Consider the following 24,176-nt stretch of genomic DNA (forward strand, 5'->3'; position numbering starts at 1 on the left):
GTGCTTGCGCTGGGATGGTGCGGGGTCCGTGCCCGACGCCGCCCTGGGCCGGTGCTCAGGGGCGTCGGGTGTGCTGCTCAGGCGACCTCGAGGGAGGCGAACTCGGTCATGGCGTCCAGGAGCCACTGCGCGGTGTACTGCGCGAAGGAGGCCCGCGGCATGATCCGCCAGGTCTGCTCCCCGGTGCGCCACAGCAGCACCTGCACGAGGCCGAGCGTCGTGGACACCGCGGATCCCACCGCGAAGACCCGCGGGTGCAGGTCGATGGGACAGCCCTTCTCCAGCACCGCTCGCGCCGAGGGACCGCTCAGTTCGAGCGTGGTGCGGTTCGCGGAGAGGTCCACCACCTGCCCCGGACCGCCGTCCGCCACGAGCGCGTCCGCGAGGCGCTGCGCCAGGGGGCTCGTGGAGAGGGTGGGCAGAGCACCGGGTTCCCGCTCGCCGTCGGACGTTCCGGCGGACAGACCCGCGGGGAGCTCGGTCTCGTCGGGGCCCACGAGCAGGAACTCGTCCGGGCCCTGCCACAGGATCGCGACGCCCTCGGGAGTTCCCGTGACCGGTCCCGGGCCCGCCGGGAGCTCGAGGCCCACGACGTCGCTCAGGATACGCGCCGTCGTCGTCCCGGGCGTGGCCCGCAGCCCCACCATGGTGAGGAACGGGATCTCGCGCAGCGCCACGCCGCGGGGGCCGGGCACCGCGGCGTCCTGCAGCTTCGTGGCCCAGGCCTCCAGGGGACTGTGGCGCAGGGGCGTGATGTCGGGGTGCTGGGTCTCAGCCATCTCGGCGGTTCCCTTCGGGGTCGTAGAGCACGGGTTCGGCGAGGAGAACGTCCACCAGGCGGCCGTCGAGCGGGGCCTGCAGGGTCTCACCCACGCGGGCGCGGCCGTTCTTGACGAGCGCGAGGCCGAACGTGCGCCCCAGCGCCGCGCTGCGGTAGCTGGAGGTCACGTGGCCCTCCATGGGAACGGGGCCCAGCTCGGGGGTCACGGGTGTGCCCGCGGTGATGAGCTGCGCGCCCTCGGGGAGCAGGACGTCCTGCTCCACCGGGAGCACCGCCACGAGCTGCTTGCGGTCCTCCCGGCTCGTGTCCGCGCGGGCGTAGGAGTGCTTGCCGATGAAGTCCTTGGTCTTGGACACCACCCACTCCATGCCCAGGTCCTGCGGGGTCACGGTGCCGTCCGTGTCCTGCCCCACGATGGGGAAGGCCTTCTCCGCGCGCAGCACGTGCATGGTCTCGGTGCCGTACGGGGTGATCCCGAACTCCTGACCCGCCGCGAAGACGTCCTCCCAGACGGCCAGGCCGTACCAGCTGGCCACGTTGATCTCGAACGCCAGTTCACCGGAGAACGAGATGCGGCAGATCCGCGCGGGGATCCCGGAGGCGAGCACGGTCTCGCGGAACGCCATGAACGGGAAGGCGTCCTGGGAGACGTCCAGGTCCGGGGCGAGCTTCGCGATCACGGCACGGGACGTGGGGCCGGCCACGGCCACGGTGGTCCACTGCTCGGTCACGGACGTGAACCACACGTCGAGCTCGGGCCACTCGGTCTGCGACCACTCCTCCAGCCACTCCAGGACCTTCGCGGCCCCGCCCGTGGTGGTGGTCATCAGGTAGCGGTCCTCGTACAGGCGCAGCGTCACGCCGTCGTCGAAGACCATGCCGTCCGGGGTGCACATCACGCCGTAGCGGCCCATGCCGGGCTTCAGCTTCTTGAACGCGTTCGTGTAGACGCGGTTGAGGAACTCCCCGGCGTCCGTGCCCCGGATCTCGATCGTGCCCAGGGTGGTGGCGTCCATGAACCCCACGCCGTTGCGCACGGCCGCGCACTCGCGCAGCACGGCGGCCTCCATGTCCTCCCCGGGCTGCGGGTAGTACCACGGGCGCTTCCACTGGCCCACGTCCTCGAACAGCGCCCCGTGGGCCACGTGCCACGGGTGGATCGAGGTCAGGCGGGCGGGGTCGAAGAGCACTCCCTGGCGGCGTCCGGCCAGTGCGGCGAAGGCCACGGGGGTGTACGGCGCGCGGTAGGTGGTGGTGCCGATCCCGGCCACGTCCCCGGTCTTCAACGCCTGGGCGATCACGCCGATGGCGTTCACCGCGGACGTCTTGCCCTGGTCGTTGGCCGTGGAGATCGAGGTGTAGCGCTTGATGTGCTCCACCGAGCGCATGCCCGCGCCCACCGAGCGCAGCACGTCCGCCACGGTCTGGTCCCGCTGCAGGTCCACGAAGTGCCGGCTCCAGTCCTGCTCGTCACCGGCCTCGCGGGGCACGAGCCACAGCGGCCGGGCCGGGGCGATCTGCTCGGGCGTGGCCGCGGGGACCCGCACCTCGCCCGGGAAGCCCGCGTTCTGGGCGGCCTGTGCGCCGGCGGTCGCGCCCTCGGCCAGGCAGCCGACCAGGTCCAGGGTGCCGGTGAGGGCGCCCGCGCACTGCTGGTCCCGCACCCCGGCAACGGGCACGAACCCGGCCAGGGCGTCGTCCCAGGTGAGTTTTCCCTGGCGCTGGCTGTGCAGGTGCACCACCGGGCTCCACCCGCCGGAGACGGCCAGGAGGTCCGCGTCGAGCGTGTCGTACGGGCCGGTGGGCTGGGCGTCCTCGTCGATCGGGCTGACGACGACGCCGCTGACCCGTCCGTCCGGGCCGTCACCCAGGGTGTCCACCACGGCGCTGCCGGGGCACACGCGCACGCCCGTGGCCTGCGCGACCCGCGCGGCGGCGTCGCCCGGCTCGGGTCGACTGTCCACCACGGCGACGACGTCGATCCCCGCCGACCGCAGGTCGCCCACCAGGGCGTAGGCGGAGTCGTTGGTGGTCGCCACGACCACGCGCCGCCCCGCCGCCACGGCGAACCTGTTCAGGTAGGTGCGCACCGCCGCGGCGAGCATGATGCCGGGGCGGTCGTTGTTCGCGAAGACCACGGGCCGCTCGTGGGCGCCGGTGGCGAGGACCACCTGGCGGGCGCGCACGTGCCAGATCCGCTCCCGTGAGAGGCCCGGTCCGGCCGGGGCCGCGAGGTGGTCGGTGCGGCGCTGGACGGCCACCACGTAGTTGCTGTCGTAGTTGCCGAACGCGGTGGTGCGCTGCAGCACCGTGACCTCGGGGTTCTCCAGCAGCTCCGCCTCGACCCGCGCGGCCCACTGCCAGCCGGGCACCCCGTCCACGGTCTCCTCGCGGGCGGACAGCAGCGATCCGCCGGGCAGGGGCTGCTCGTCCATGAGCACCACGCGCGCCCCGGAAGCGGCGGCCCGCTGGGCGGCCGTCAGCCCTGCCGGGCCCGCACCGACCACGAGCACGTCCGTGTGCACGTACTTCGCGTCGTAGCAGGCCTCGTCCCGGGCGGGGTCCAGCTGCCCCAGCCCGCGCAGGTACTCGGCGCGCAGACCGTCGGTGAGTTCCACGGTGGTGGCCGGGAGCATGGACTCGGCCACGTCCACCGCGGTGCGCGGAGCCACCTTGAGCAGGGCGTTGGGCTCCTCGACCCCGGCGGTCAGGATGCCGCGCGGGCGGCCCAGGTACATGGAGTCCCCGCAGCGCAGCACACCCCCCGCGAGCAGCGCGGAGGCCACGGTGTCCCCGGGGTGGCCCGCGAACTCGCGGCCGTCCACGGTGAAGGCCAGGGCGGCGTCGCGGTCCACACCGGTGGCCCGCCAGGTATCGGCGGGAAGACGGAACGGGGCGTTCATCGGGCACCTCCGGGGGCGGTCTTGCCCATGCGGTAGACGGCGGAGATCTCGTACGTGGCGGTGTCGCGCACCACGTTGAACCAGCGGCGGCACCCCACGGTGTGCACCCACCGCTCCTTGAGCAGCCCCTTGGGGTTGCTCCGGTAGAAGAGGTACTCGGACCACTGCCGGTCCGTCAGCTCGAAGGGGTCCTCCGGGTAGGGCACATGGGCCTCCCCGCCGTAGTGGTACTCGGTCTCGTCACGCGGCCCGCAGTAGGGGCACTCGATCAGCAGCATCGTGGTTCGTCTCCTCGGTGGAAGCGGCGGGGAACGGTCAGTGGGCCACGGCGGCGGCGCCGTGCTCGTCGATCAGCACACCGGTCTCGAAGCGCTCCAGGCAGAACGGCTCGTTCAGCGGGTGCGGGGCGTCGTTGGCGATGGTGTGCGCGAAGGCGTAGCCGGCACCCGGGGTGCCCTTGAACCCGCCGGTGCCCCAGCCGCAGTTCACGTACATCTGCCCCACCGGGGTCTTGGACACGATCGGGGAGGCGTCCAGGGTGACGTCCACGATCCCGCCCCACGTCCGCAGCACGTGCGCCCGCGCGAAGATCGGGAACAGCTCCACCGCCGCGGCCATCTGCTCCTCGATCACGTGGAACGCCCCGCGCTGGCCGTAGCCGTTGTAGGCGTCCACGCCCGCACCCATGACCAGCTCGCCCTTGTGCGCCTGCGAGACGTAGACGTGCACGTGGTTGGACATCACCACCGTGGGGTGCACCGGCTCGTGCAGCTCGGAGACCAGGGCCTGCAGCGGGTGGGACTGGATCGGCAGCCGGAACCCCGCGAGCTCCGCGAGCACCGAGCTGTGCCCCGCCCCGCACAGCCCCACCTTCCCGGCGTTGATCCGGCCCCGGGAGGTCTCCACGGCCACCACGCGCTCGCCGTCCTTCACGAACCCAGTGACCTCGCAGTTCTGGATGATGTCCACGCCCATCTCGTCGCACTTGCGCGCGAACGCCCAGGCCACGTGGTCGTGCTTGGCGATGCCCGCGCGCGGCTGGTACGTGGCACCCATGACCGGGTAGCGCAGCTCGTCCGACGTGTTGATGATCGGGCACAGCTCCTTGACCTGCTCCGGGGTGATCCACTCGGCGTCGATCCCGTTGAGCTTGTTCGCGTTCACCCGCCGCACGGACTCGCGGACGTCCTGCAGGGTGTGGGCCAGGTTCATCACGCCGCGCTGCGAGAACAGGAAGTCGTACTCCAGCTCCTCCGGCAGCTGCTCCCACAGCTTCAGGGAGTGCTCGTACATGGCCGCGGACTCGTCCCACAGGTAGTTCGAGCGGATGATCGTGGTGTTGCGGGCCATGTTCCCGCCCGCGAGCCAGCCCCGCTCCAGCACCGCAATGTTGGTCATGCCGTGGTTCTTCGCCAGGTAGTAGGCGGTCGCGAGCCCGTGTCCGCCGCCGCCCACGATCACGGCGTCGTACGAGGGCTTCGGGTCCGGGTTGTGCCAGAGGAAGTCCGGGTGCTCCGGGAGCAGGTCGGCCATCGGGAGACTCCGTTCGGATCGGCTTGGGATCGGGCGGCGGGGACGAGCGCGGTGCCGCGGCAAGGGCCTGCCCGGGCTCGGCTGCCGGTTGTCGGCATCTGATATATCTGTTGTCCGTACACGGTATGTGAGCCGTGTCACCCCCGTCAACGGGGTGGTCCACTGCCTTGCGGCAGAGCATGTGATCTGGTTAACGTAGCCCAACAGCTTACGGCGGGTCCGGATCGGACTATCTACCGGGCGAGCACACAGGCACTGCACTGGTTCCGCGCCAGCGAGCTCCCGGTACGGCTGGGCACTGATCCGCTGCGCGCTGCACCCGGTGGCTTGTCACGAGGAGCCAGCGCCATGAACGACATCCGGTTGACCGTCAACGGACGGGAGCGGGAACTCTCCGCGCTCGCCCCGCACACGCGACTGCTCGACGCGCTGCGGGAGCAGGGCCTGACCGGGGCCAAGGAGGGGTGCGCCGAGGGGGAGTGCGGGGCGTGCGCCGTGCTCGTGGCCCGGCCCGACGGTGACGACCGCACCCGGTGGACCTCCGTCAACGCATGCCTGCCCGCCGCAGCGGCCTTCGACGGCCAGGAGGTGGTCACGGCCGAGGGGCTGGGCACGGCTCCTGGCCCGCGCGGTCCGGGCACCCTGCACCCCGTCCAGCGCGAGATGGCCACGCGCGGCGGCTCCCAGTGCGGGTACTGCACCCCCGGTTTCGTGTGCGCCATGGCCGCCGAGTACTACCGCCCCGAACGCTGCGCGCCCGCAGAACCGGCGTCGCAGAGCGGGGCGGGGGAGACCGGAACGGAGGCGGTGGGCGAGGAGCACGCCACCGACCACGAGTGCGGCCCCAACGGCTTCGACCTCCACGCCCTGAGCGGCAACCTGTGCCGCTGCACCGGCTACCGGCCCATCCGCGACGCCGCCTACGCCCTGGGCCGGCCCGAGGACACGGACCTGCTGCGCCGTCGCCAGGAGGATCCCGCCCCTGCAGCGCGCCCCACCCGGCTCGAGGTGGACGGCGCCCGTTTCGTGCGCCCCGCACGCATGGCGGAGCTGTTCGAGGCCCTCGCCGAGGATCCCGAGGCACGGCTCGTCGCGGGCTCCACGGACCTCGGGGTGGAGGTCAACATCCGTCACGTCCGGCCCCGCACGGTGCTGGCGGTGGACCGGCTGGAGGAGATGCGCGATCTCACCGTCAGCGCGGACCGGCTCGAGATCGGCGCCGGGCTCAGCCTCTCCGAGGTTGAGCGGGCACTGGAGCACCGGGTGCCGCTGCTGGACGAGCTGTTCCCCCAGTTCGCATCCCGCCTGATCCGCAACGCCGCCACGTTCGGCGGCAACCTGGGCACGGGCTCGCCCATCGGCGACTCCGCCCCGGTGCTGCTCGCCCTGGACGCGTCACTGGCCCTGGCGTCGTCGTCCGGGGAGCGGGAGGTGCCGCTGGACGAGTACTACACCGGGTACCGAGAAAGCGTGCGCCGCCCGGACGAGATCATCCGCGCGGTGCGCATCCCGCTGCCGGTCGCGAACACGGCCGCGTTCCACAAGATCGCCAAACGCCGCTTCGACGACATCTCCAGCGTCTCGGTGGCCATCGCCCTGCAGGTCGACGACGCCGCCGTGACCGGCGCGCGGATCGGCCTGGGCGGCGTCGCCGCCACGCCCCTGCGGGCGCGGGAGGTCGAGCAGGAGCTGACGGGCAGGCCGTGGAACCGGGAGACGGCGGTGGTCGCGGCCTTCGCCCTGAGCCGGCAGGGCACCCCGATCGACGACATGCGTGCGAGCTCCCGCTACCGCTCGGCCATGCTCCAGCAGTCCATGCTCAAGTTCTGGGCTGGTGCGCAGCCCGTGCAGGCCCAGGAGGTGCGCTCATGACGTCGCTCGCGGATCGTCCCGAGAACCCGGTGGTGGGCCGCGCCGTGGCCCACGACAGCGCGGCGGAGCACGCCACCGGCGAGGCGCTGTACACGGACGACCTGATCCACCGGAGCCAGAACGTGCTGCACGCGTGGCCTGTGCAGGCCCCGCACGCCCACGCGCGGATCACGTCCCTGGACGCCGCTCCCACGCTGCAGGTCCCCGGTGTGGTGCGCGTGCTGACGGCGGAGGACGTCCCCGGGACCAACGACTCCGGGATCAAGGGGGACGAGCCCCTGTTCCCCCGCGAGGTGATGTTCCACGGCCAGGCGGTGTGCTGGGTGCTGGGCGAGACCCTCGAGGCCGCGCGCCTCGGGGCGGAGGCCGTGGCCGTAGAGTACGAGCCCCTGGAGTCGATCGTCACCCTCACGGAGGCGATCGCGGCCGGGAGCTTCCAGGGCGGGCAGCCCACGGTCAGCCGGGGGGACGCAGAGGCCGGGCTCGCGGGTGCGCCCCACCGTTTCAGCGGCGAGTTCGAGTTCGGCGGACAGGAGCACTTCTACCTGGAGACGCACGCGTCCCTCGCACACGTGGACGAGGGCGGGCAGGTGTTCATCCAGTGCAGCACGCAGCACCCCACCGAGACCCAGGAGATCGTGGCCCACGTGCTGGGCCTGCACAACCACGACGTGACGGTCCAGTGCCTGCGCATGGGCGGCGGGTTCGGCGGCAAGGAGATGCAGCCCCACGGCTTCGCGGCGGTCGCAGCACTGGGCGCCACCCTCACCGGCCGGCCCGTGCGGGTGCGGCTCACGCGCAACCAGGACATCACCCTGTCCGGCAAGCGTCACCCGTACCACGCGCAGTGGGAGGTGGGCTTCGACGAGGACGGCCGTCTCCTCGCGCTGCGGGCCACCGTCACGTCCGACGGCGGGTGGAGCCTGGACCTGTCCGAGCCGGTGCTGCAGCGCACCCTGTGCCACATCGAGAACGCGTACTGGATCCCGGACATCGAGGTGCACGGCCGGGTCGCACGGACGAACAAGACCTCTCAGACGGCCTTCCGCGGCTTCGGCGGACCCCAGGGGATGCTCGTGATCGAGGACGTCCTGGGCCGCTGCGCGCCGCTGCTGGGTCTGGACCCCACGGAGCTGCGCAGCCGCAACCTCTACACCCCCGGCCAGCTCACCCCCTACGGGCAGCCCGTCCGCCACGCGGAGCGCCTGAGCGCCATCTGGAACGAGCTGCACCGGCGCGCGGACATCACCCGGCGGCGTCGGGAGATCGATGAGTTCAACGCCACCCACCCGGACGTGCGCCGCGCGCTCGCGGTGGCGCCCGTGAAGTTCGGGATCTCCTTCAACCTCACCGCCTTCAACCAGGCCGGGGCCCTGGTGCACGTGTACCGGGACGGGTCCGTGCTGATCAACCACGGCGGCACCGAGATGGGCCAGGGGCTGCACACCAAGATGCGCCAGGTGGCGGCCACCGCACTGGGTGTCCCGCTGGAGGCCGTGCGGCTCGCCCCCACCCGCACCGACAAGGTCCCCAACACCTCGGCCACCGCCGCCAGCTCCGGCTCGGACCTCAACGGCGGGGCCGTGAAGAACGCGTGCGAGCAGATCCGGGAACGGCTCGCCGAGGTCGCGGCCCGCGAGTTCACCATCCACCCGGACGACGTTCGCTTCGTGGACGGGATCGTCACCGGGCTCGGCTTCCACGACCGCGAGATGACGTTCGCGGAACTGGCCCACACGGCCTACTTCCAGCGGATCTCCCTGTGGGCCGCGGGCTACTACCGCACCGACGGGCTGCACTGGGACGCCCAGCGGATGCAGGGCGAGCCCTTCAAGTACTTCTCCTACGGGGCCTCCGTGTCCGAGGTGGAGGTGGACGGCTTCACCGGGGCGTACCGGCTGCTGCGCACGGACATCGTCCACGACGTGGGAGACAGCCTCTCCCCGCTCATCGACGTTGGACAGATCGAGGGCGGCTTCGTGCAGGGCACCGGGTGGCTCACCCTGGAGGACCTGCGCTGGGACGAGTCCGACGGGCCCGCCCGCGGTCGGCTCACCACCCAGGCGGCGAGCACCTACAAGCTCCCGAGCTTCTCCGAGATGCCCGAGGAGTTCAACGTGCACCTCTTCGAGAGGGCGACCGAGAGCGGCGTCGTCTACGGCTCCAAGGCCGTGGGGGAACCGCCGCTGATGCTCGCGTTCAGCGTGCGCGAGGCGCTGCGCGACGCGGCGGCGTCGTTCGGGCCGGAGGGGCACAGTGCGCGGCTCGCGAGCCCGGCCACCCCCGAGGCCGTGTTCTGGGCCGTCCAGGAGGCGCGGGAGGCCGCCGACGCCGCAGAGCCCGCCCGGTCGCCGGACGCCCCGGCAGCCGTCTGACGTGGACTGGCTGGACGCCCTGCAGCTGCTGCGCGAGGAGGGCTCGCCGGGCGTGCTCGTGACCGTCACGGACGTGCGGGGCCACGCGCCACGACGGGCCGGGACCAAGATGGTGGTGGCGGCCGAGCGCACGTGGGACACCGTGGGCGGCGGCAACCTCGAGGCCACGGTGGTCGAGCGGGCACGGGCCCTGATCGCCGCGGACACGGACGAATCGCAGACCCTGGAGTTCTCCCTGACCGAGCACGCGCCCGTGGAGCACGCGCGGCAGTGCTGCGGAGGCGTGGTGAAGGTGCTGCTCGAACCGCAGCGCGCCCGCCCCGTGGCGGCGGTCTTCGGCATGGGGCACGTGGGCTGGGAGCTGGCGCACGTGCTGTCCCGGTTCCCGGTGCGCGTGCACCTGGTGGACAGCCGCGCCGAGCACGTGGCGCCCGCCCGGTTCGAGGGGCTCACCGACGGTCCGGCGCGCCTGGAGCCGCGGCACAGCCCAGCGCCCGAGAACGCCCTGGGCGAGCTCCCTGCCGGGGCGCACGCGCTGATCATGAGCCACGACCACGCCGAGGACTTCATCCTGTGCGACGCCGCGCTGCGCCGGGGGGACCTGGCCACCGTGGGACTCATCGGGTCCTCCGCCAAGTGGGCGCGGTTCCGCAAACGGCTCGTGGCCGAGGGGCACCCGGCGGCCGCGGTGGACGCCATCACGTGCCCCATCGGGCTCCCCGGTGTGCCGGGCAAGTCCCCCGCGGCGATCGCGGTGAGCGTCGCGGCCGCGCTGCTCGAGCAGTTCGGGCTGTAGGGGTCCCTGACCGGGCCGGTCAGTAGGTGGTGCGCTGCGCGTTCGCCGCCCACCGCTCGAAGGGCTCGGCGCGGGTGTCCAGGGCCACGTGGCGCACGGGCAGCAGCGCGTCCTTCTGCTCGGGGGTGGCGGTGAAGAAGTCGTAGAAGGCGGCGTCGTCGAAACCGCCCGCCGCGGCGTCGTGCCGGTCCGCGGCGAAGAAGACCCGCTCCAGGCGCGCCCAGAGGGCCGCGGAGAGGCACATGGGGCACGGCTCGCAGCTCGAGTAGAGCGTGGCGCCGCCGAGGTCGTGCGTCCCCAGCGCGGAGCATGCGGCGCGGATGGCGCAGACCTCGGCGTGGGCGGTGGGGTCGTTGTCCGCGGTCACGCGGTTCACGGCGGTGAACTCGCGCCCGTCAGCCGTGACGAGCAGGGCGCCGAACGGGCCGCCGTCCGCGGCCGCGTTGCGCGCGGCGGCGTCGATGGTAGTGCGCAGGTGCCGGTGGACGCTGTCCTGCTCAGGGTCGTTCGTCATGGCGGGTTCCTTCCGCACCGGGCTCGCCCCGGTGCTCGTCCTGGGCGTAGACCCGGTGGATCTGGCCGGTCTCCGTGAGTTCGCCGCTCTCCACGCGGCGGCGGGCGTCCTCCACCAGGTGGTCCTCGACAACCGCCACCTCCTGACCGTCCCCGGCCACCAGGCGGCCGCCCACCACGGTGTCGCCCTCCTCCAGGCCCTGCACGAAGGAGCGGGGCAGCACGCGGGGCGGAGCGGCCGCGAACACCGAGGAGTCCGGCCGCGAGCCCCACGTGATCTCGTTGAAGAGGATGTTCAGCAGCACGGCGGTGAGTGCGGCGGCGCTGATGCCGGAGCCCAGCACCACCTGGGTCCACGCGGGGAACTGCTCGTAGAAGCCCGGGGAGACCACGGGGATCAGGCCCATGGCCATGGCCACCGCCACGACCACCAGGTTCAGCCCCGAGCGGTAGTCGACGCCGCCCAGCGTGCGGATTCCCGACGCCGCCACGGTCCCGAACAGCACGATGCCGGCACCTCCCAGCACGGGCGAGGGCACCGCGGCCACCACGCGGCCGAGCACGGGCAGCAGGCCCAGCACCACCATGATCACGCCGGCCCCCGCCACGACGAAGCGGCTGCGGATCCCCGTGATGGCCACGAGCCCCACGTTCTGCGCGAAAGCGGTCTGGGTGAAGGAGTTGAACACGGGGGACACCGTGGAGGAGAGCATGTCCGCGCGCAGCCCGTTGGCGATGCGCTTCGAGTCCACGCGGGTCTCGGCCACCTCGCCCACGGCCACGATGTCCGCGGTGGTCTCGGTCATGGTCACGATGATCACCACGAACATGCCCAGCACGGCCGAGGCCACGAACAGCGGGGTCCCGAAGGCGAACGGGGTGGGGAACCCGACCACGGGCCCCTCTCCCACGCCGGAGAACGAGGCCTGACCGGTCACGGCGGCCACCACGGTGCCGATCACGATGGCCAGCAGGATGGACAGCCGGGAGATGGCGGCGGAGCCCACCTTGGACAGCAGCAGCACCACCAGCAGGGTGAACGCGGCCAGCCCGATGTTGCCCACGGAGCCGTGCTCGGGGCTGTCCTGGGGGCCCAGGGCCCATCCGGCGGCCACGGGCATCAGCGTCACGCCGATGGTCGTGATGACCACGCCCGAGACCACGGGCGGGAAGAAGCGGATGATCTTGGCGAAGAACGGTGCGAGCACGAACCCCAGGGCGGAGGCCACGAGGATGGCACCGAAGACCACGCGCAGTCCCTCTTCCCCGGGGGTGCCCTGAAGGATGGTGAGCATGGTGGCCACGCCCGCGAAGGACACGCCCTGCACCAGGGGAAGCTGCGCCCCCAGGAACGGCACCCCCACGCTCTGCAGGATGGTGGCGAGGCCCCCGGTGAACAGGGCGGCGGCCACCAGGATCCCCGTGGCCGTGGCGTCCAGGCCGGCGGCGTTGCCGATGATGAGCGGCACGGCGATCACCCCGCCGTACATGGTGAGCACGTGCTGGAGCCCGTACGCGAGGGACTTGCCGACCCCCAGGTAGGCGTCCTCCGGGCGGCGGGGCGCACCCGCTGCATCTGGTGCGGTGCTGGTCTTCGGGAGGCGCTTCACAGCGATCGACCCCTCATTCTTGAGCCGCTGGGCCGGGTGCACACGCCGGTGGTGGTCCCTACCTGCGCGTCCTCCGACCCGGAACCGGTCTGGTGGATCCGCGTCCCGAGGGTGGACCGCGGCGACGTGGAGGGAGTTGAGCGTAACCGGCTGCGAGTGTGAGGTGCAACACGCCCGCTTTTCGGATCGAGGCGGGTGACTTCCAGGATGCGGAAGCAGGTGGAGTCTCTGCGGGCTCCCGCCCAGTGGTTCGCCACTGCTCGACCCGGCAGCGGTTCCGATCCTCGCCAGCCCGTAGGCTCACCCCCATGACCCACCAGCTGCCTCCTCCCCGCCGCATCCTGGTGGCCGGGGTCAGCGGCGCGGGCAAGACGACGCTCTGCCGGGAGGTCGCGCGGCGGTCCGGGATCCCGCACACCGAGATCGACGCCCTGTTCCACGGCCCAGGCTGGACGCCGCGCCCCGAGTTCGCAGCGGAGGTGAAGTGCCTGGCAGCCCAGGACGCATGGGTCACGGAGTGGCAGTACGACGCCGCACGGCCCCTTCTCGCCGAGCACGCCGACAGGCTCCTGTGGCTCGACTTCCCCTTCTGGGCGGTGACGTTCCCGCGCGTCGTGCGCCGGACTGTGCGGCGCAGTCTGTGCCGCGAGGTGCTGTGGAACGGCAACAGGGAAGCCCCGCTACGCAGCATCCTCACGGACCCGGAGCACATCCTCCGCTGGGCGCTCGTCACCCGGCACGTCTACCGGGAGCGCATCCCCGCGCTAGCCCGGACAACCCCGCCCCTGCGGATGGTGGGGCTGCACAGTTCCCGGGAGGCGAGGGCGTGGCTCGCGGCCACCTGGCCGCACCGTCCCGGTGCGGCCGACTGAACCCGTTGCCACCAGCACCCGGCACGGGGCACACGGACGAGTGAGGGCCTTCTGCACGGTCTCCGCGCGGGTGTCCATGGTAGAGGCGTACCCGGTGACGCTGTGTCCTGCTGAGAACCGCGCTCAGATTTGGAACGAAAGCTCGCCGGGGGAGGCACGAGCGAGAGCATGGGGTTGCAGGTCACGGCACTACCCCCGCATAATTAATCTAGCAGGACGCCGGAAGGCCTCCCGCACATCCAAGGCCCCGCAGACATGCGGGGCCTTGTGCTTTAGGGCCAAATATAATCAAAGCAGCACACCTTATTTATATTTTGTTTAATCTTAATCATGGATTTCTTTGCAGCCGGATGGCTCTCCGTAGAATGATTGTATTTTAGTTTAAAAAATGTTGCAACATCCACCGCTTGAAGTATCCTGGAGTGATTCGATGGGCCGAAGTAAATTGTATCCATCAAATGATTCAGAGGTATACTTGTCTGTCCCGAGGCGGCATGCTGGCGGAGGCTCTTAAATCGAGTGCGGGAATCTGGTGCAGTATGATGTTCGTCAGCTAACACTAGCGCCAAATCCCTACCCAGGTGGGCGCGGGTCAAGATTTTCTCAATTTCTTCGAGAGCAATTGAACAGATGTTGTCAAACCCATTCTCTATGGCTCTAGTCTGACTTTCGTTTACTACTAAAGCCCCCATCGCGTAAATTTTTTCACCGTTTGTCACGGATGTCCGAGAAGACTCATCCACGTAGGCGAGTAACATTGAACACACCTCTCTTTTGCGGCTGATTCAATTAATTTTTACAACTGAAATGATACCAACTTACGTTATACGTAATGACTTATTTAGTACGAAATTCTTCGGCTCAGACTGTGCGTACTACTCAAAAAATTTTGCCTGAGATGGTACTTTTTTTCTTAACCCTCGGCGCTAAATTTTGGTTCCTGACTCGCTCTCGCCTCAGATCTTCAGGTGCACCAGGCTCGGCCCCGTGGTCGCGAGCGCCTTCTGCACGGTCTCGGCCAGGGTGTCCATGGTCGCGGAGTACCCGGTGGCGCCGAACCCTTCCGCGAGCTTGACCCAGTCCGGCTGCACGAGGTCCACGGCCAGGGGGTCGATGTTCCGGTCCAGCATGTTCTGCCGGATCTCGCCGTAGCCGTCGTTGTCCACGCAGATCACGGGCAGGTCCAGGCCCAGTTCCACGGCGGTCATGAGCTCCTGGACGGAGAACATCAGCGCGCCGTCGCCCACGAGGCACACCACCGGCCGCTCCGGTGCGGCGAGCTTGGCGCCCACCGCGGCGGGCAGGCCGTAGCCCAGGGTCGCGTACGTGCCCATGTAGAGCAGCGAGTGCGGCTGGGGCGCGCGGAAGAACGTGGTGGAGCCCATGTAGGTCACCTGGGAGGAGTCCCCGGCCAGGATGGTGTCGTCCGGGACCACCTCCATGATGGTCTCGTTCAGCGCCGCGAGATCGGGCGCCCACTGGCGTCCCTCCTCGTCCATCGCCTCGAACACCGAGCGCAGGTCCCGCTCCGGGCGCGGCGGGGCGCCGGCGGCGTCGAACGCGGCCCGCAGCCCCTCCAGCAGCTGGGGCACCACGGCGGACGCGTTGCCCGGGACCTCCACGTCCGGGGAGAGGTTGCACAGCATCTGGTCCCGCATGATGTCCACGCGCACGATCGGGCCCTGGGGCGTGATGTCCCCGCCCCACAGCTCGGCCTCGCCCACCTTGGATCCGATCACGAGCAGCGCGTCCGCGGAGCGCAGGAACTCGTGGGCGGTGCTCAGCCGCAGGTCAGCGCCCAGGGAGAGTCGGTGCTTCTCCGGGATCGCGCCCTTGCCGTTGGTCGTGGTGATCACGGGCGCCTCCAGCAGCTCGGCGAGCTCCAGCAGCCGCGGACCCGCGGCGAGCGAGCCGCCGCCGGCGAGGATGACCGGTCGCTCACTGGCTGCGAGCGCAGCAACGGCCGCGGCGACGTCGTGCTCGGGGGCCGGCGTGGGCTCGCCCAGGGGGCGTGGTGCCGTGGCCGACTCCGGGACGTCCGCCGCGGACTCGAGGATGTCCAGCGGGATCTCGATGTGGATGGGCCGCGGCCGGGAGTGGACGAAGTCGCGCATGGCGTCGTGGATCATGGTCACGGCCTCGGCGCCGGAGGTCACGCGCCGGGAGACGCCCACGATCGCGTTGACCGCGGCGGAGGGGTTCTTGGTCTCGTGCAACGAGCCGATGTCTCGGAAGTCGTGGCCCACCGGGCGCCCCGGGGAGAGCAGGATCATGGGCCGGGACTCGGCGTAGGCGGTCGCCGCGCCGGACAGCGAGTTGAGCAGGCCGGGCCCGGAGGTGGTGATGACGACGCCGGGCAGTCCCCGCACCTGCGACCAGCCGTCCGCGCCGTAGGACGCCCCCTGCTCGTGCCGCGTGGTGACCGCGCGGATCCCGAGCGAGCGCAGCGGTCGGTAGAACTCGAGCGAGTGGGTGCCGGGGATGCCGAAGACGGTGTCGATCCCGTAGCCGCGCAGGGTCTCGAGCACGGCGGTGGCCACGGTGCGCTCCGGGCGCTCGCCGCCCGCTCCGGCGCCGGGGGTCTCGGGTGCCGTGGTGATGGTGTTCTCGGTGCTCATGCCTTGGACTCCTGGATGCGTCGGTTCCATTCCTGACTGACCTCGGGGGTGGTGGGCCGCGTGAGCAGCGAGACCACCACGTAGACCACGGCGGAGGCGCCCAGGCCCATGTAGATGGGGGCGTTGGCCATCACGCCGAAGACCACCATGCCCACCACGGTGGCGACGACGCCGGCGGCCATCGACCACATGGCACCCGCCGCGGTGCCCCGCTTCCAGACCAGGCCGCCCAGCACGGCCACGAGCAGACCGCCCACCAGCAGGTCGTAGGCGATGGTGAGGGCGGTGACGGTGGAGCTCACGAGCATGGACATGACGGTGACGACCAGACCGACGACCACCACGTAGACGCGGTCCTTCAGGACGGAGGCGTCCTCGGAACGGGCGCGGGCGACGTCGTCGTCGGAGGCCCCGAAGAGGCCCTTGAGCGTGGGCACCACGTCCACGCGCGCGACCGTGGCCGCGGCGATCGTGGCGCCGGACGCCGTGGACATCATGGCCGCCACGCCGGCCGCGAGCACGACGCCGCCGAGACCCACCGGGACGTGGTGCTGGGCCATGGCCGCGAAGGCCTCCTCGGGCATCGCCAGACCGGGCATCACGGCCGCGGCGGCGGTGCCGATCAGGGCGCCGGCCACGCCGTAGAGGGCCACGTAGCCGGCCGCGGCGAGGCCGCCCCAGCGGGCCACGCGCGGCGAGCGGGCGGTGAGGACGCGCTGCCAGATGTCCTGGCCGATCAGCATGCCGAAGCCATAGACCACGAACTGCGTGAGGATCGCCTGGAACCCCATGGACCCCACGTCGAAGAAGGATGCGTCCAGGCGCTCGTGGATTCCGGACCAGCCACCGGCGGCGGAGAGGGAGAAGGGGAGCAGGATCGCGAACATGCCCACGGTCATGAACACGAACTGCATCAGGTCCGTGAGCGTGATGGACCACATGCCGCCGAGCACCGAGTAGGCGATCACCACGGCGCCGCCCAGCAGGATCGCCCAGGGGCGGGAGATGGGGAACAGCACGGAGAAGATGGAGGCGTACGCGGAGGTGGAGGTCACCGCGATCATCAGCGTGTAGGCGAGCATCACGAACGACGACGCCGTGGCACCGCCCTTCGCGCCGTAGCGCAGCTGCAGCATCTGGGAGACGGTGAAGACCTTCAGGGACTGGATGCGCGCGGCGAAGAAGAGGCTGAGCACGGCCAGCCCCACCGCGATCGCCACCACGAGCCACATGCCCGAGATGCCATATTCGTAGCCGAGACCCACGCCGCCCACGGTGGAGGCGCCACCGAGGACCACCGCCGCCATGGTGGAGGTGTAGAGCCCCGTGCCGAGACGACGGCCCGCCACGCGGTAGTCGGTGGCGTTGCGGGCGCGCCGGGCGGCCCACAGTCCGATCACCACCATCACGGCCAGGTAGAGCACGATGACGAGCACGTTCACAGGGGATCTCCTCGGACGGGAAAGCGGCAGGATGGTGCGCCCGGCGGGCTGCAGTGCCCGCGCGCAGAACTCTGGCGCTAGGGTTTATGTACCAGGTCACAGAAAAATATCACTCCGGTCCCTCCAGGGTGCGCCGGAGGCCGCGCGGCGTGACCTGCCGATGCGCCGTCGGCCATGTGGAAGCTCCCCGGGCGATCCCCGGGCGGAAGGAGACACGGTGGAACCGGAACGCATTGTCGAGACGAATGCCGCGGGTGAGCAGCGGGTGGGGCCCGTGAACGCCGCCCTCACGCCGCGCTGGGCGGGGCCCGCCACGTTCGCGCGGCTGCCCCGCACGGACCAGGTGGAGCACACGGACGTGGCCGTCGTGGGTGTCCCCTTCGACTCCGGCGTCTCCTACCGACCGGGTGCGCGGTTCGGCCCGAACCACGTGCGCGAGTCCTCGCGGCTGCTGCGCCCGTACAACCCCGCCCAGAACCACTCGCCCTTCGCGAACCTGCAGGTCGCGGACGCCGGTGACCTGGTGGGCAACCCGTTCGACATCCGCGAGGCCATCGACTCCATCGAGTCCGGGGTCAAGGAGCTGATGGGGCAGGACACCAAGATCGTGGCGATCGGCGGTGACCACACCATCGCCCTGCCGCTGCTGCGGGCCGCGCACTCCCGCCACGGGAAGGTCGCGCTGCTGCACTTCGACGCCCACCTGGACACGTGGGACACCTACTTCGGCGCCGAGTACACGCACGGCACCCCGTTCCGTCGTGCGTTCGAGGAGGGGATCATCGACACGGACGCGGTGATGCACGTGGGCACCCGCGGGCCCCTCTACGGCACGCAGGACCTCGAGGACGACTCCCGGTTCGGCTTCGAGATCGTCTCCTCCGCGGACGTGCTGCGCTCCGGCGTGGACGAGGTGGTCCGCACGCTGCGCGAGCGCGTGGGCGACCGCCCGCTCTACATCTCCCTGGACATCGACGTCCTGGACCCCGCCCACGCACCGGGCACCGGCACCCCGGAGGCCGGCGGCATCACGAGCCGCGAGGTGCTGGAGATCCTGCGCGGGCTGCGCGGCCTGGACGTGGTGGCCTGCGACGTCGTGGAGGTCGCCCCCGCGTACGACCACGCAGAACTGACGGGCATCGCCGCCGCCCACGTGGTCTACGAGCTGCTCTCCCTGATCAGCCTGGGCGCCGACGCCGCCGCGGACGGCCCTGCCTACGGCATCTCCGGCGCGCGCTACGGGGAGTCCTCGTGAGCGCGTTCGCGTCCCGCGCGGACGAGTTCAGGCCGTCTCCCGTCCGCGCCGTCTTCGAGGTGGCGCGCGATCCCTCCGTGGTCTCCCTGGCCGGGGGCAATCCCGACCTCTCGGTGCTGCCCGCGGATGCCGTGGGCGACCTCGCCGGGACGCTGCTGCGCGGCCGAGCGGGAGAGCTGCTGCAGTACGGCTCCGGCGCGGGGATGGACGAGCTGCGCCAGCTGGTCGTGAAGCTCATGGCCCGTGGCGGGTCCACGGTGACTGAGCACGACGTCCTGCCCACCACGGGTTCGCAGGCCGGGCTGGACCTGGTGACCAAGCTCTACTGCAACCCCGGGGACGTGATCCTCGCGGAGGGTCCCACCTACGTGGGGGCGCTCGGGGTCTTCGGGGCGTACGAGGCCGAGGTCCGCCACGTCGAGATGGACCACGACGGGATGCAGCCCGAGGCCGTGGCGCAGGCCCTGGACGAGCTCGCGGCGCAGGGTCGACGCGTGCCGTTCGTCTACGTGATCCCCAGCTTCCAGAACCCCACCGGCGTGACCATGCCGGAGGAGCGGCGTCGCGAGCTGGTAGCCGTGTGCGCGCAGCGGGACGTGCTGATCGTCGAGGACGACCCGTACGCGCTGCTCGGCTTCGACCGCGGTGAACCGGTGCCCTCGATGCACGGGATGGACCCGAAGCATGTAATCCACCTGGGCAGCTTCTCCAAGATCTTCGCGCCCGGGCTGCGGGTCGGGTGGATGGCAGCCCCGCCGGAGGTGCGCGGGCGGCTGCAGATCGCCGCGGAGTCCGTGGTGATCCACCCCTCCAACGTGGCGCAGTCACTCGTCACCTCCTGGGTGGGGTCCGAGCACTGGCAGCCCGCGCTGGACCGCGCCGTGGAGCTCTACCGCGAGCGGTGGACCGCCATGGAGGAGGCCCTCACGCAGTACATGCCCGAATCGGCATCCTGGACCACGCCCACGGGCGGCTTCTTCACGTGGGTCACGGCGGAGCAGCTGCGGGGCCGGGACATCCTGGCCGACGCCGTGGCCCACGGTGTGGTGCTCGTGCCGGGTTCCGCGTGCTACATGGACGGGCGGGAGTCCGACGCCGTGCGGCTCGCCTTCTCGGGCGTCGCCCCCGCGCGCATCACCGAGGGCGTCCGACGGTTCGCTGAGGTGCTGAAGGCGGGCTGACGCCGCGGCCGCCTCCTCGGCAGTTCTGTCGCGCACGCATGGTGCACCCCGCAGAACTGCCGGGGGGCTATCGGCGGTACCCGAACGTGCGGGGGTCCACGGGGCGCTGCGACACGGGAAGTCCGGCGACGACGAGCCGGTAGGAATCCGTGAGAAGTTCGTGGACCTCCTCCGGTTCCAGGTCACTGCCCTGCCGGAGGGTGATCCAGTGCTTCTTGTTCATGTGGTATCCGGGGGTCACGTCCCGATGGGTCGCGCGCAGGGCTTCGGACTCCGCGGGATCCGCCTTGAGGATGGTGAGCGGCTCCCCGTCGAGGGTCGTCTGCAGCATGAACACCTTGCCCCGCACCTTGTAGACGTCCCAGTGCTCGTCGAAGGGGTGGGTGAGTTCCGAGGCCGGCAGCTCCAGGGCGCGCTGCGCCGTCTGCTCCTGGATGTCCGTGCCGTTCATGGAGTCCTTCCGGGGTGGTGGGTCTTGGGTAGGGGCGGCGGCGTCCCTTGATGGCGGGGGAGGCATCAGCACTCGATGGGCGGGGTCACCGGGGGCCGACGACCGTCCACCCGCACGGGAGCCGGAACACACGTGATCGCTCCGTGGACCGAGGTCAGTGTCACACGATTGCCGAGAACAGTGCCGAGATCAGGGATTCCCTGTGAGACCTGTTTTCTTCATCCAAGAACCTGGATGAGGTGGTGAATTCCCTGGCAAACAGACTCCGATTGGCAGCTCTGAGATCGCTGGCTAAGTTTGTCTTTACAGAGTGGGAAAAGACGGCGGCCACCTCGTGGGACAGGAATCCCACGGCAGCGAGTTCTTGGTCGAAGCTGCAGTTTTCCAGCAGCTTCTGGCCGTGAGCGGTGTTGTAGAGCTGGTCCTCAACCCACGTGGACGACGTGTACCAGGAGCACGCCAGAGCCAAATCCCGGGCGTCCTTGGTGTCGTAGTTCGCTGCTCGGTCGGCCCAGGAGCGCAACTTCAGCGCCGTGTAGCCAGCGGGCGAGGGAACCTGGACGGTGTTTCCACGAGGCGTCAGCCTGACGGTTTGCGAATGGTTGTAGACATCCTGAAAACCGGCGACGGTCCACCCCTCTTTGCGCGGTGGTGGAGTGACCGTACCCGGAGGCTCCTCGATATGGGGGCCGAAGGGCAAGAAGTCCACGGGAACGCCGTCCACTGCGTAGCGCATGTCGCTGTCGCCCAGGCGGGTGTAGGTCTTCGTGACGGGCTGATAGGCGTCCCACCCGGAGAGCGCCAGAGCAAGGTCCACATCATCCGTTGCCCGGAAGAAGCCAGCGCGCCCCAAGCCGGAGTGGATGGCATCTCGTGCGTGCGCGCCCACCACCATGACCTGTGATGACCATATGCCCGTGTCGTTCTCGAGGCGCCCGACGACTGCGCGGACGGTGTCCAAGATCTGGGGGTCAGGGGTGCCAAATGTGAGCATGGTCGTCCTTGACGCGCTGCGCGGCCTCCAACTGGCGAGTTTCTCCTGTGGATTTCAGATCGGCATACACCAGGAGGGGAGGCGCGGGAGCAGGAAAGTGAGGGGGCTGCTGGGTGTCATGGTCTTGGGCAGTCCAGAAAGACGTGTGGATCATGATGTTCGCGACCCCATCCGTTCGCCAGCGGTTGTTGAAGACTACCTTGGGTGAGAATTCCGCCATGTAGAGCGTGGCGGTTTCAGGCTGCTTGATCCACGGGGTTGCTTTCTCGCCACTGACGTAGACGGGTCCACAGTCTGCGAGGTCCATGCGCAGGGGATCCCCGTGAAACGTGTGCGCGAGTGTTTTGGGGCCGAGCCCCGTGGCAAATGCGTCCACCCACTGTTCGGCCAGGCGCTCCGTGCGCAACAGGGTCCTGCTGTAGCGGTCGAGAAATCCCTGCTCGTCGAGGAGCTTCAGGGTGGATTGAGCCTGCCCCACCGATACGTTCGCGGCCGCCGCAAGAGCTCTGACGGGGGCACCCAGGAGCACGGGCCAGGAAAGCAACGCGAAAATGACCTGTGCACGCCGAGGAGTGAGGAGACCCGCCGAGGACCGGGGCGGACGGTGACCCTGCGCAATGGGCGGGCTGGGCCTGCGGCCTCGCACATCGATGACGGCCCCGTCGAACCGGAAGTAGGCGTTGCCTGCGGCGTCAAGAAATTGGATGCCCGCTGACCGCAGGCCATCTGCGCTGCGGGAATGGATCACCGGGGCGAGCAGGAGAAGTGACTCACCGGCTCCGACCTCCAGCTGCAGTGCGTGGGTGAGGGTAGGCGTGTCGGTGAAGACAGCACGAAACTTGTGGGTTCCCAGCGGGTGGCTGATGCGAAGAGGCGCGGGGATGTCCCAGGCCAGGTTGCGAAGCCGGGCGGGGTCGTCGACTCCGAGGTCGTACTCGGCCAAGTGGTTCTCCAGCGCGGTACGTATGGTGCTTTCCACAGCCCCTCCGTTCATTTTTGTATCACGTTCAGTATAAATGAACATCTAGAAAAACTGAACATCTGGTATGGGGGACGTTCCGAAGACTTCCTCAGGGGAGGCGTCAGCACTCGATGGGCGGGGTCACCGGGGGCCGACGACCGTCCACCCGCACGGGAGCCGGAACGCACGTGATCGTCCCGCGGGCAGAGCTCAGCGTCACCGACCGCGTGGGGCTGTCCAGGCCGGCCTCTCCGTCTTCCTCCCGGTGCGGGTGCTCGGCGTCGAGCAGGACCCGGGCAGTGCGTTCGAGGGACAGTCGCGCATGCCCGGCGCGGACGGAAGCCAGCAGAGCGCAGGCCGCGGCCGCCATCCCGTAGCCCGTGGCGTGGTCCAAGGCCTGCACGGGCAGGGCCCCCGGCCGCCAGCCGTCGTCGTCGTGCTTGCCGTAGTGGGAGGCCACTCCCGTGGCCGCCTGGACGATGCTGTCGAAACCCCGCTGCCCGGCGCGCGGCCCGGAGGGCTCCCACGCGCTGAGCTCCACGTGCACGAGGGGCGGGAAGCGCTCGCGGATCTGCGCCGAGCCGAGACCCAGTGCGGTCAACGATCCGGGGCGGTACCCGGTCAGCAGGACGTCCGCGGAGTCGAGGGCCTCCGCGAACTCGGCGGCCGAAGCCGGCGAAGAGAGATCCCGGGAGGTGCACCGGACGCCCAGGTCCGTGTCCAGGTGCTGGCCGAGGAGCTCCGGCAGGGCCGGCGGGTCGATACGGAGAACATCCGCTCCCAGCGCGGCGAGGAACTTGGCCGCGGTGGGACCCGCGATGACCCGCGTCAGGGACACCACCCGTATGCCCTTCAAGGGAAGTGCAGCGTCCCGGGGCGGCGGTGCCGCTCGCCACGGTCCCCGGGATGCGCGCGGGGCCATGGTGCGTGAGGAGACGTCCGTGGAGTGCGGGTGGACGTGGATCCACGGTCCCGGTGTCGTGGTGGCGTCACGCCTCCACTCGGCTTCGTCCCGGACGGCGGCCGCCACTCCACCGGCGCGGATGATGCGGGATTCGGCCTCGAGCGAGGAGAGCTGCGCGAGTGCCGGAGCCAGCGCGGCGTCGTCGTCGATGTCGAGGGCGTCGAACAGGCGCGCCCGGTGGTGCGGATAGTTGGCGTGTGTGCGCAGCCATCCGTCGGCGGTGGGGAAGAAGCCGGAGCAGGGCGCGAAGCCGGCCACCGGCCGGCCGTCGATCCGCAGCCGGGAGATGGACCCGAACGTGGCGATCACCTCGGGCAGGCGTGCCGTGACGGTGCGACGACGCCGCCCGGTGCGGCGCGCGAACTCCTCCGCCGACGCCGCGGCGAGCCCCACGCTCGACACCGCCAGGGTCTGCGGGTCCAGGGGTCCCGGCCAGAAGGTGCCCCTTCCACGCACCGCCGTGGCGGCGGCGACGTGAAGACCGTCCACCACGCCGTCGAGTGCTGTGAAGATCTCCCGCATGCCGTTCATTATCCGGCGCGGGCCGGTCGGGGGTCCACTCTCTCCCGTCCGATTAGAATGGCTCTCATGAACGACAGCGCCGGACCCACGCCCGACGACGACCGCGCACGCGCCGTGCTGCGCGCCCACCGCCTGCGGGAGGTGATGCGCTACAGCGTCTACTTCCTGCGGCGCATGGAGGGGGCCCGGGAGCTGACGAGCCAGCAGATCAGCCTTCTCACCATGCTGCGTTCCGGGGGTCAGCGCATCACCACGATCGCCGCGAACATGGGCGTGCGGGTGTCCACGGCCACCCAGAGCGTGGACCGGCTCAGCCGGGCGGGGTACGTGCGCCGGGACCCGGACCCCACGGACGCCCGCGCCGTCCTCGTGTGCCTCACGCCCCACGGCACGGAGGTCCTCGCCCAGGAGGACCGGCACCGCAGCGCCCGTGTGGCGGACGTGCTGGGTGAGCTGTCCCAGAGGGAGCTCGACGCCCTCGACGCCGCACTGCCGGTGCTCGCCAAGCTCGCCCGCTCGCAGGGCGGGGGCGT

General features: G+C 70.4%; 20 protein-coding genes. 7 read left to right on the forward strand and 13 right to left on the reverse strand.

Going from position 1 to position 24,176, the window contains the following annotated elements:
• Positions 1-77: 77 nt before the first annotated feature.
• From KVA01_RS11580 to KVA01_RS11595, 4 genes are read right to left on the reverse strand one after another with little or no spacing between them, the layout of a single operon-like run.
• Positions 78-779 carry a sarcosine oxidase subunit gamma gene (locus KVA01_RS11580; RefSeq protein WP_068470317.1) on the reverse strand — a complete coding sequence of 234 codons (702 nt, stop codon included), beginning with the start codon at positions 777-779 and terminating at the stop codon, positions 78-80.
• The gene (locus KVA01_RS11585; RefSeq protein WP_141270398.1) at positions 772-3,684 is read right to left on the reverse strand and encodes a sarcosine oxidase subunit alpha family protein; all 2,913 of its coding nucleotides are present in this window, start codon (positions 3,682-3,684) and stop codon (positions 772-774) included. Before KVA01_RS11585 ends, KVA01_RS11580 begins: the two co-directional genes overlap by 8 nt.
• Positions 3,681-3,962 carry a sarcosine oxidase subunit delta gene (locus tag KVA01_RS11590; protein ID WP_068470321.1) on the reverse strand — a complete coding sequence of 94 codons (282 nt, stop codon included), beginning with the start codon at positions 3,960-3,962 and terminating at the stop codon, positions 3,681-3,683. The genes KVA01_RS11585 and KVA01_RS11590 overlap by 4 nt, the downstream gene beginning before the upstream one ends.
• Before the next feature lie 37 nt (positions 3,963-3,999).
• A complete protein-coding gene (locus tag KVA01_RS11595) occupies positions 4,000-5,217 on the reverse strand; it encodes a sarcosine oxidase subunit beta family protein (RefSeq protein WP_068470323.1) in 1,218 nt (405 codons plus the stop codon).
• Positions 5,218-5,565: 348 nt separating this feature from the next.
• Here KVA01_RS11595 and KVA01_RS11600 point away from each other — a divergent pair, with 348 nt between their 5' ends.
• The 3 genes from KVA01_RS11600 to xdhC are packed head-to-tail and all read left to right on the forward strand — an operon-like array spanning position 5,566 to position 10,260.
• Positions 5,566-7,089: a xanthine dehydrogenase small subunit gene (locus KVA01_RS11600; protein ID WP_068470325.1), complete on the forward strand. Its 1,524-nt coding sequence runs from the start codon at positions 5,566-5,568 to the stop codon at positions 7,087-7,089.
• Positions 7,086-9,464, forward strand: a complete 2,379-nt coding sequence (gene xdhB / locus KVA01_RS11605; RefSeq protein WP_141270400.1) for a xanthine dehydrogenase molybdopterin binding subunit — start codon at positions 7,086-7,088, stop codon at positions 9,462-9,464. Before KVA01_RS11600 ends, xdhB begins: the two co-directional genes overlap by 4 nt.
• A gap of 1 nt (position 9,465) precedes the next feature.
• Entirely contained in the window at positions 9,466-10,260 is a 795-nt protein-coding gene (gene xdhC, locus KVA01_RS11610) for a xanthine dehydrogenase accessory protein XdhC (protein WP_141270402.1), read from the forward strand.
• A 19-nt stretch (positions 10,261-10,279) separates the two neighbouring features.
• Here the strand turns inward: xdhC and KVA01_RS11615 are convergent, their stop codons facing one another.
• Positions 10,280-10,774, reverse strand: a complete 495-nt coding sequence (locus KVA01_RS11615; RefSeq protein ID WP_068470331.1) for a nucleoside deaminase — start codon at positions 10,772-10,774, stop codon at positions 10,280-10,282.
• Positions 10,758-12,383: a nucleobase:cation symporter-2 family protein gene (locus KVA01_RS11620; RefSeq protein WP_141270404.1), complete on the reverse strand. Its 1,626-nt coding sequence runs from the start codon at positions 12,381-12,383 to the stop codon at positions 10,758-10,760. Before KVA01_RS11620 ends, KVA01_RS11615 begins: the two co-directional genes overlap by 17 nt.
• A 308-nt stretch (positions 12,384-12,691) precedes the next feature.
• On the opposite strand from KVA01_RS11620, the gene KVA01_RS11625 reads away from it, so the two are divergent.
• Positions 12,692-13,255 (forward strand): P-loop NTPase family protein, encoded by a 564-nt coding sequence (locus KVA01_RS11625; RefSeq protein WP_068470333.1) that lies wholly within the window; start codon positions 12,692-12,694, stop codon positions 13,253-13,255.
• Between the two features lie 272 nt (positions 13,256-13,527).
• Here KVA01_RS11625 and KVA01_RS11630 read toward each other — a convergent pair whose 3' ends face one another.
• From KVA01_RS11630 to KVA01_RS11640, 3 genes are all read right to left on the reverse strand, one after another.
• On the reverse strand, positions 13,528-14,013 hold the full coding sequence (locus tag KVA01_RS11630) for a DUF3800 domain-containing protein (protein WP_267899947.1): 486 nt from the start codon (positions 14,011-14,013) through the stop codon (positions 13,528-13,530).
• A 198-nt stretch (positions 14,014-14,211) separates the two neighbouring features.
• Positions 14,212-15,873 (reverse strand): thiamine pyrophosphate-binding protein, encoded by a 1,662-nt coding sequence (locus KVA01_RS11635; RefSeq protein ID WP_068470335.1) that lies wholly within the window; start codon positions 15,871-15,873, stop codon positions 14,212-14,214.
• Positions 15,870-17,315, reverse strand: a complete 1,446-nt coding sequence (locus KVA01_RS11640; RefSeq protein WP_068470337.1) for a sodium:solute symporter family protein — start codon at positions 17,313-17,315, stop codon at positions 15,870-15,872. The genes KVA01_RS11635 and KVA01_RS11640 overlap by 4 nt, the downstream gene beginning before the upstream one ends.
• Before the next feature lie 217 nt (positions 17,316-17,532).
• Between KVA01_RS11640 and speB the strand changes: the two genes are divergently transcribed.
• Both speB and KVA01_RS11650 read left to right on the forward strand, forming a co-directional pair.
• Positions 17,533-18,570: an agmatinase gene (gene speB, locus KVA01_RS11645; RefSeq protein ID WP_068470339.1), complete on the forward strand. Its 1,038-nt coding sequence runs from the start codon at positions 17,533-17,535 to the stop codon at positions 18,568-18,570.
• Positions 18,567-19,751: an aminotransferase-like domain-containing protein gene (locus tag KVA01_RS11650; RefSeq protein ID WP_068470341.1), complete on the forward strand. Its 1,185-nt coding sequence runs from the start codon at positions 18,567-18,569 to the stop codon at positions 19,749-19,751. The genes speB and KVA01_RS11650 overlap by 4 nt, the downstream gene beginning before the upstream one ends.
• Before the next feature lie 67 nt (positions 19,752-19,818).
• Here the strand turns inward: KVA01_RS11650 and KVA01_RS11655 are convergent, their stop codons facing one another.
• The 4 genes from KVA01_RS11655 to KVA01_RS11670 all read right to left on the reverse strand — a co-directional run bounded on the left by KVA01_RS11655 (position 19,819) and on the right by KVA01_RS11670 (position 23,643).
• A complete protein-coding gene (locus KVA01_RS11655; protein ID WP_068470343.1) occupies positions 19,819-20,202 on the reverse strand; it encodes an MmcQ/YjbR family DNA-binding protein in 384 nt (127 codons plus the stop codon).
• 160 nt (positions 20,203-20,362) lie between these two features.
• Positions 20,363-21,196 (reverse strand): hypothetical protein, encoded by an 834-nt coding sequence (locus KVA01_RS11660; RefSeq protein ID WP_141270408.1) that lies wholly within the window; start codon positions 21,194-21,196, stop codon positions 20,363-20,365.
• A complete protein-coding gene (locus KVA01_RS11665) occupies positions 21,174-22,139 on the reverse strand; it encodes a type IV toxin-antitoxin system AbiEi family antitoxin (RefSeq protein ID WP_170221162.1) in 966 nt (321 codons plus the stop codon). Before KVA01_RS11665 ends, KVA01_RS11660 begins: the two co-directional genes overlap by 23 nt.
• A 139-nt stretch (positions 22,140-22,278) precedes the next feature.
• A complete protein-coding gene (locus tag KVA01_RS11670; protein ID WP_170221163.1) occupies positions 22,279-23,643 on the reverse strand; it encodes a CoA transferase in 1,365 nt (454 codons plus the stop codon).
• A 66-nt stretch (positions 23,644-23,709) separates the two neighbouring features.
• Between KVA01_RS11670 and KVA01_RS11675 the strand changes: the two genes are divergently transcribed.
• Positions 23,710-24,176: MarR family winged helix-turn-helix transcriptional regulator (locus KVA01_RS11675; protein WP_141270414.1), on the forward strand; the 467-nt coding region annotated here is incomplete at its 3' end.

This window comes from Kocuria varians, from assembly GCF_006539885.1.
Taxonomy (GTDB): Bacteria; Actinomycetota; Actinomycetes; order Actinomycetales; family Micrococcaceae; genus Kocuria; species Kocuria varians.

What these genes read in the sequence shown, in the direction of transcription:
- KVA01_RS11580 (WP_068470317.1), bottom strand. Translation starts at nt 779, where the DNA reads ATGGCTGAGACCCAGCACCCCGACATCACGCCCCTGCGCCACAGTCCC.
- KVA01_RS11615 (WP_068470331.1), bottom strand. Translation starts at nt 10,774, where the DNA reads ATGACGAACGACCCTGAGCAGGACAGCGTCCACCGGCACCTGCGCACT.
- KVA01_RS11595 (WP_068470323.1), bottom strand. Translation starts at nt 5,217, where the DNA reads ATGGCCGACCTGCTCCCGGAGCACCCGGACTTCCTCTGGCACAACCCG.
- KVA01_RS11670 (WP_170221163.1), bottom strand. Translation starts at nt 23,643, where the DNA reads ATGCGGGAGATCTTCACAGCACTCGACGGCGTGGTGGACGGTCTTCAC.
- KVA01_RS11625 (WP_068470333.1), top strand. Translation starts at nt 12,692, where the DNA reads ATGACCCACCAGCTGCCTCCTCCCCGCCGCATCCTGGTGGCCGGGGTC.
- KVA01_RS11585 (WP_141270398.1), bottom strand. Translation starts at nt 3,684, where the DNA reads ATGAACGCCCCGTTCCGTCTTCCCGCCGATACCTGGCGGGCCACCGGT.
- KVA01_RS11635 (WP_068470335.1), bottom strand. Translation starts at nt 15,873, where the DNA reads ATGAGCACCGAGAACACCATCACCACGGCACCCGAGACCCCCGGCGCC.
- KVA01_RS11600 (WP_068470325.1), top strand. Translation starts at nt 5,566, where the DNA reads ATGAACGACATCCGGTTGACCGTCAACGGACGGGAGCGGGAACTCTCC.
- xdhB (WP_141270400.1), top strand. Translation starts at nt 7,086, where the DNA reads ATGACGTCGCTCGCGGATCGTCCCGAGAACCCGGTGGTGGGCCGCGCC.
- KVA01_RS11660 (WP_141270408.1), bottom strand. Translation starts at nt 21,196, where the DNA reads ATGCTCACATTTGGCACCCCTGACCCCCAGATCTTGGACACCGTCCGC.
- KVA01_RS11590 (WP_068470321.1), bottom strand. Translation starts at nt 3,962, where the DNA reads ATGCTGCTGATCGAGTGCCCCTACTGCGGGCCGCGTGACGAGACCGAG.
- KVA01_RS11630 (WP_267899947.1), bottom strand. Translation starts at nt 14,013, where the DNA reads ATGTTACTCGCCTACGTGGATGAGTCTTCTCGGACATCCGTGACAAAC.
- KVA01_RS11655 (WP_068470343.1), bottom strand. Translation starts at nt 20,202, where the DNA reads ATGAACGGCACGGACATCCAGGAGCAGACGGCGCAGCGCGCCCTGGAG.